This window comes from Acinetobacter sp. AB03 (genome assembly GCF_058107045.1).
In genome coordinates, this window is record NZ_JBUEBA010000002.1 from 1,397,015 (window position 1) to 1,403,833 (window position 6,819).

A 6,819-nucleotide genomic window follows, 5' to 3' on the forward strand; every position below is an offset into this window, starting at 1 on the left:
ATAAACTTAAAAGTTAGAGTAATAGATGCATTGAGCGGATTATGGCTGAATTATTAAACCAGTGCTTGTAAATACGCTGCAAAAACTTGTCCAGAGACATGTTCTAGTTGAGCTGCACAGCGTTGGTTGTCTGCACGTAATGCTGGAATATTGATGTTCGCTTGACGAAGCTCAGCAGTATGCCCGATTAGCCATTTTTCTAAACCGTCCGCTGCGACTTCAGGATGGAACTGTAAGCCAAGAATATTTTTGCCTACACGAAAAGCTTGGTTGGAATAAACTTCTGAGCTGGCCAACAGTTCAGCTTGAGCAGGGAGTTCAAAGGTGTCTCCATGCCAATGTAGCACTTCAGTTCCTACCAATGCTTGTAGCGGGTTATGTTCAACGGTATTGAGCTGTAACTGACTCCAGCCAATTTCTTTGCTATGACCTGCATATACTTTTGCACCGAGTGCATGTGCAATCAACTGTGCACCTAAGCAAATGCCTAAAGTGGGTAAATTCTTTTCTAGGCGAACTTTTAGTAAGTCTATTTCTTGTTGTAAGAAAGGGTAGTCTTCAGTTTCATATACCCCAATCGGGCCACCTAAGATCACAGTTAGACCGGTGTAGTTTAACGCTTTAGCTAAGTCATCTTTGCCTGCTTCAAAATATCGTACTCGATAACCCAATTGATATAACACATCTTCCCATGCGCCCAAATCTTCAAAAGCAAGATGCTGAATCGCGTAAATCGTATCGGGTAGTGTCGTCATAGTTGGCTCGTTCACAGGGGTTAAAGGAGTGTAAAAATGTACAGGGAAATGCGCAGAAGTTGAAGGCAATAAATCAGAAAATATGTCGAAAAAAAACTATAAATTCAATCCAAGATTTCACTTGCGCTGTAGCATGTTTTTAATCATCCATTTGCTTGAGCTTAAAATTTCTCTTTGTAGATGTTCATCCGCCATGCTCCGCGCCATGACGATTGCACCGACCAGTTGACACAGTACCGCCCAAGCTTGTATTTCACTGCCTAGATGTTGTGTAAAGAGTGTGTGACCACGAAGCATTTCCTGTTGAAAACACAGTTTTGTTGTTTCACTACTACGTGCTACCTCGGCTGCAAGAGAGGGAATAACACAGCCTTGATCTGGGCGTTGCACATGAGACAACGCTAAATAACGTTCAAGTTCGAAGTCAATCCACTCTTCGAGGTTGTCATGCGGATTGGCTTGCCATGCTTGAAAGCTGTGTTGTAACTCGGATTCGATCAGTGCTTCAAATAATTCATATTTTGATGAAAAATGCGAATAAAAAGCACCACTGGTCATTTGAGCCGCTTTCATAAAACCGTCGACACCTGTATTGGCAAAGCCTTGCTTCTTGGCCAGTTGAGCACTGATTTTAAGCAGCTCTTGACGTTTTTCTTCTTTATAGCCTGTTTTATAGCGCATAGGAGTTTCATCAAAATAAAATTGACTGATGCTGAAAACTATAACATAGTGATCGTTATAATAACGATCGTTATTTTATAAAGGGAGTGTATTTATGGATGGACTACAGCCAGAACAGCAGTTGCAAAAGGCTGATGCTAAAAAGAAAGTGGCGTTAGTGATTGGCGCAGGAGATGCTACAGGGGGTGAAATTGCGAAACGTTTTGCACGTGGTGGATACATCGCCTGCATGACGCGAAGAAATGCCGAAAAACTCCAGCCCTTAATTGCAGAGATAGAAGCTGAAGGTGGCCTTGCATATGGCTTTGCTTCTGATGCACGTAAAGAAGAGCAAGTCATCGCTTTGGTGGAAGAAATTGAAGCCAATATTGGTGAAATCGATGTTTTAGTGTTTAACATTGGGGCGAATGTGCTATGTAGTATTTTAGAAGAAACTGCACGTAAGTATTTTAAAATTTGGGAAATGGCATGCTTTGGTGCGTTTTTGACTGGGCGTGAAGTGGCGAAGCGTATGGTCGTGCGTGAACATGGGAGCATTATTTTCACGGGTGCAACCGCAGGAATAAGAGGTGCAGCAAACTTTGCCGCTTTTGCTGGGGCGAAACATGCACTGCGTGCTTTAGCGCAAAGTATGGCGCGTGAGCTTGGCCCGAAAAATATTCATGTGGCACACGTGGTGGTGGATGGGGCAATTGATACCGATTTTATTAAAGACACTTTTCCTGAGATGTACGCGCGCAAAGAACAGGATGGCATATTAAATCCCGTGCATATTGCAGAAAATTATTGGCATTTGTCGCAGCAACCGCGCGATGCATGGACGCATGAGTTAGATTTAAGACCTTGGATGGAAACGTGGTAAAAGGACAAAGCATGAAAAGCGTAGAATTTTATTTTGATTTGGGCAGCCCATATAGCTATTTGGCCTACTATCGTTTACTGCAAATAGCAGAGCAGCAAGAGATTCAGATTGTGTATAAGCCTATTTTATTAGGCGGGGTGTTTAAAGCAACAGGCAATCGTAGTCCGATTGAGATTCCTGTCAAAGGGGTTTATTCAATATTAGACATGCAGCGCTGGGCGGAGTATTACCAGATCCCAATGCAAATGAATCCGCATTTTCCGATGAATACTTTAACCCTAATGCGCATTTTGACAGGCGTTCAATTGTTGCATGTAGAAAAGTTTGAGCAAGTTTTAAAACTTTTATTCGATGCGATGTTTGGTACACCACAAAATCTCAATGAACCTAATGTCTTGGCAGAAGTGTTAAAACCGAGTGGGTTTTCTGTAGAAGATATCATGAGTATGGTTCAGTCGGATGTGGTGAAACAAAAACTGATCACTGAAACAGAACAGGCCATTCAACGTGGCCTTTTCGGCGCACCGACATTCTTTGTGGGTGATGAAATGTATTGGGGCCAAGATCGCCTGCATTTTGTAGAGCAAGCGCTAAACAAAGCTAGCTAAAAAACTGAGTTAACAGAACACGCTATTTAAGATCAGCCGTAAAATCACGGCTGATCTGCTTCAAATTAAAATAAACGCTTAGGCGCATGTTCCGTGTCTAGACTGACTATTTCATGTTCATCTTTTAAGTCTACACCTGAGTAGCCGAGTTTCTTAGAGTCACGCATGAGAGACATTAGTCGTTGTACTGCAACAAGAATGCTTAAGCCCGCAGGTCGAACATTTGAAATACAGTTGCGTTTAGCATCCAAAGTGCCTGAGGCTGCTTTCCATGTATAGTAAATGCCCATACTATCCGGTGAGCTTAGGCCAGGCCTTTCGCCAATCAGCATCACGAGCATAGTCGCGTGTAGGCACTCTGCGACTGGATCACCCAAAGCGACTCGGCTTCCAGTAGCAATCACCATCGGTGTAATGCTCCAGTTTTCCGCTTGCAGATGTGAGATCAAATGCTGAATAAAAGGTACCGCATTTTCTTCAATCGCCCGTGCAGACAGTCCATCACCAATCACAATACAGACATCATAGTTTTGCGGGTTACTGGCTTTAAAAACTTCTAAGCCATGTTGTGACGCTGGACTTAACAGGCGACCTAGATCGGGACGTTTTAAGTATTCTTGTTTGTTTTCAGCTTGACTGTGTACCGTCAGACTATCCAAACCTAGTGTATTAAAACTCGCAACTAAGTGATCGACATTTAAAGCTTGATGTACCGCATCTTGCGCTTCCGCATGCGCCAGTTGAAACTTCAGCAGTTCATGGGTCGGGATGCTACAACCAGCGCGACCAATGGCAATACGTGCATCGGTAAATTTTTTTAAGTTTTCCCAAACATCCTGATGCTGTTCAGATTGATAGTTTTCTAGAGGAACAAGTGACATAAGTTGCTCCTTATATATGCAAAAGTTTTTCAAATTGTGGCGGGATATGTTCTGGCCAGAGAATATGCTGCTGTTGTTGTTTAAAGATGCCTTGTTCAGCCAACCACAGATCAAATTCAGGTGCGGCTTTTAAGCCCAAAAGTTGCCTTAAATACAGTGCATCATGAAACGATGTGGTTTGATAATTCAGCATGACGTCATCCGAACCGGGAATACCCATAATAAAGTTCAGACCTGCTGCACCGAATAGGGTGAGTAGCACATCCATGTCGTTTTGGTCGGCATCGGCATGGTTGGTATAGCAAATGTCGCAGCCCATAGGTAAGCCTAGGAGCTTTCCACAAAAATGGTCTTCCAAGCCTGCACGGATAATTTGTTTGCCATTGTATAAATACTCTGGGCCAATAAACCCAACCACAGTATTTACCAGTAGTGGGTTAAATTTACGTGCTACCGCATAGGCACGGACTTCTAAGGTTTGCTGATCTACGCCGTGATGTGCATTACTAGATAAAGCACTACCTTGACCTGTTTCAAAATACATCACATTTTGTCCCACAGTCCCACGCTTGAGAACCAGTGTCGCTTCATAGCCTTCACGTAATAATTCAAGGTTAATGCCGAAACCTTCATTGGCACGCTGTGTGCCTGCAATCGATTGAAACATCAAATCAATTGGCACATTTTTCTCAGCCAGTTGAATCCCCGAACTGATATGAGTCAGCACACAAGACTGGGTTGGAATATGATGCTCTTGGATCACATGATCGAGTAGTTTGAGCAGCTCCGATAAATTTTGTAGGTTATCGGTTGCAGGGTTAATCCCAATGACGGCATCACCATTGCCATACATCAAGCCATCCAAAATACTAGCAGATATCCCTAAGAGATCATCAGTCGGATGATTCGGTTGTAAACGGGTCGAGAGATGACCTTTTAAACCAATGGTATTGCGAAATTGGGTGATGACTTTACATTTACTCGCAACCAAGATGAGGTCTTGATTGCGCATAATTTTACTCACTGCAGCCACCATTTCAGGGGTTAAGCCGAGGGCAAGTTGTTGTAATTTCTGCGTAGTCGCATCTTCACTGAGTAGCCAGTTACGAAAGTCTCCTACGGTAAAGTGTGAAATCGGCGCAAATAAATCACTACGGTGCTCATCGATAATCAGGCGGGTTATTTCATCCTGTTCATAGCTGATCAGCGCTTCAGTTAAAAACTGCTTCAATGGAACATCGGCCAATGCCATTTGTGCGGCAACACGTTCAGTGGCATTTTCCGCCGCAACACCTGCAAGTTGATCACCTGAGCGCAGCGGGGTTGCTTTTGCCATTAAAGTTTTTAAATCATTAAACACATAGTGCTGATGTCCAATCAACGTTTTATAAGCCATGTCATAGGTCCTTCTATAAGTCTTGTTCGGCCTTACGAATACTTTCAAATTCTTCTTCAGGTGTACCTTGAACGAGTCGATGGCGACTATGGAAAATAAAGTAGGCAATAAATAGCACATAGATGCCTGCGGCCATAAACCAAACTTTAGGATCCACCACAAACCCAGCAATCACCGCAATACTGGCTAAAACCAAAGCAATTGATGAGGTAATAATTCCACCTGGGGTTTTATAGGGACGATGTAATTCTGGACGGCTGATGCGCAGTTTAATGTGAGAAAGCATCATCAAGACATAAGAAATGGTCGCACCAAATACCGCCATCAGGATGAGCAGATCACCTTCACCTGTTAGGGACAATAAAAAGCCAATGATGCCGGGAATAATAATCGCTAAATAGGGCGCTTTGTTTTTATTGGTCAGTGATAACGAGGTTGGTAAATACCCCGCACGAGATAAGGCGAAAATTTGACGTGAATAGGCATAGATGATGGAGAAGAAACTCGCAATTAAACCTGCCAGACCGACAAAATTGACAAAACTGCCTAACCAGCTGTTTTGACCATAGACTGCTACCAGTGCATCAACTAAGGGTGCGCCTGATTCTTTAAGTTGTTCTGCGCCAGCAGCACCAGCACCTAAGAACAGAATAAGCAGGGCAAAAGCGGCCAAAATCAGCATCGAACCGATCAAACCACGCGGTAATGATTTGGATGGATCTTTGGCTTCTTCTGCTGCCAGTGGTACACCTTCCACCGCTAAAAAGAACCAAATGGCATAGGGTACCGCCGCCCAAATACCAATATAACCCATCGGTAGGAAGCTACTTGCACCGATATTTTCAGTCGGTGCAATGTTAAATAAGTTGGCGCTGTTAAAATGTGGTGCCATTGCGATGATAAAGACAAAAAGAGCTACGGCTGCAATGGCGGTAATGACAAACATGATCTTGAGGGCTTCACCTGCACCTTTAAGATGAATACCCATAAAAACCAAATAGCAGATGAGATAAATGATCCATCCACCGACACCAAATAAGGACTCGCAGTAGGCACCAATAAAGCATGCAATAGCTGCAGGGGCGATGGCATATTCAATTAAAATCGCCGTGCCAGTGAGATAGCCGCCAAATGGACCAAATGCGGTACGCGCAAAGCTATAGCCACCTCCCGCAGTGGGCAGCATGGTGGCCATTTCAGACATCGACAGGCACATGCATAAGTACATGATGGCTACGACAACCGTTGCGATAAACATACCGCCCCAGCCACCTTGAGCAAGACCGAAGTTCCAGCCAGCAAAGTCGCCTGAAATGACATAAGCTACGCCTAAACCGACTAATAATAGCCAACCTACTGCACCTTGTTTCAGTTGTCTTTTTTCAAAATAGTCGTCAGATGTGCTTACAGTTGAAGTAGAGAGCGGAGTCGTTGAGCTGTTAATGGTAGAATCGGTCATGTGAAGCTCCATATCTTGAGTTTTTATAGATGGTTTGATGGATGCAATATTTATGCAATTTCAGTACCAAGCGACTAGACGTCCTGTCTAATATTTATATGACACAGTTTTGAATTATTGTTTTGATGTTTGATGTTTGATGTTTGATGTTTGATGTTTGATGTTTGATGTTTGATG

The 6,819-nt window shown here is 43.4% G+C and carries 7 protein-coding genes; 2 read left to right on the forward strand and 5 right to left on the reverse strand.

What is annotated here, in order from left to right:
• Positions 1-53: 53 nt before the first annotated feature.
• Positions 54-755 (reverse strand): glutamine amidotransferase, encoded by a 702-nt coding sequence (locus ACY3FQ_RS07120; RefSeq protein ID WP_279740938.1) that lies wholly within the window; start codon positions 753-755, stop codon positions 54-56.
• A gap of 117 nt (positions 756-872) precedes the next feature.
• Positions 873-1,436: a TetR/AcrR family transcriptional regulator gene (locus tag ACY3FQ_RS07125; protein WP_348960231.1), complete on the reverse strand. Its 564-nt coding sequence runs from the start codon at positions 1,434-1,436 to the stop codon at positions 873-875.
• 94 nt (positions 1,437-1,530) lie between these two features.
• Here ACY3FQ_RS07125 and ACY3FQ_RS07130 point away from each other — a divergent pair, with 94 nt between their 5' ends.
• Positions 1,531-2,298: an SDR family oxidoreductase gene (locus ACY3FQ_RS07130; RefSeq protein ID WP_489773761.1), complete on the forward strand. Its 768-nt coding sequence runs from the start codon at positions 1,531-1,533 to the stop codon at positions 2,296-2,298.
• Between the two features lie 11 nt (positions 2,299-2,309).
• Entirely contained in the window at positions 2,310-2,906 is a 597-nt protein-coding gene (locus ACY3FQ_RS07135) for a 2-hydroxychromene-2-carboxylate isomerase (RefSeq protein ID WP_348960233.1), read from the forward strand.
• 65 nt (positions 2,907-2,971) lie between these two features.
• Here ACY3FQ_RS07135 and eutC read toward each other — a convergent pair whose 3' ends face one another.
• From eutC to eat, 3 genes are read right to left on the reverse strand one after another with little or no spacing between them, the layout of a single operon-like run.
• Positions 2,972-3,787, reverse strand: coding sequence for an ethanolamine ammonia-lyase subunit EutC (eutC, locus tag ACY3FQ_RS07140; RefSeq protein WP_348960234.1), 816 nt, complete (start codon positions 3,785-3,787; stop codon positions 2,972-2,974).
• 10 nt (positions 3,788-3,797) lie between these two features.
• Positions 3,798-5,183, reverse strand: coding sequence for an ethanolamine ammonia-lyase subunit EutB (locus ACY3FQ_RS07145; protein WP_279740933.1), 1,386 nt, complete (start codon positions 5,181-5,183; stop codon positions 3,798-3,800).
• A 13-nt stretch (positions 5,184-5,196) separates the two neighbouring features.
• Positions 5,197-6,642: an ethanolamine permease gene (eat, locus tag ACY3FQ_RS07150; RefSeq protein WP_489773762.1), complete on the reverse strand. Its 1,446-nt coding sequence runs from the start codon at positions 6,640-6,642 to the stop codon at positions 5,197-5,199.
• Between the last annotated feature and the right edge of the window lie 177 nt (positions 6,643-6,819).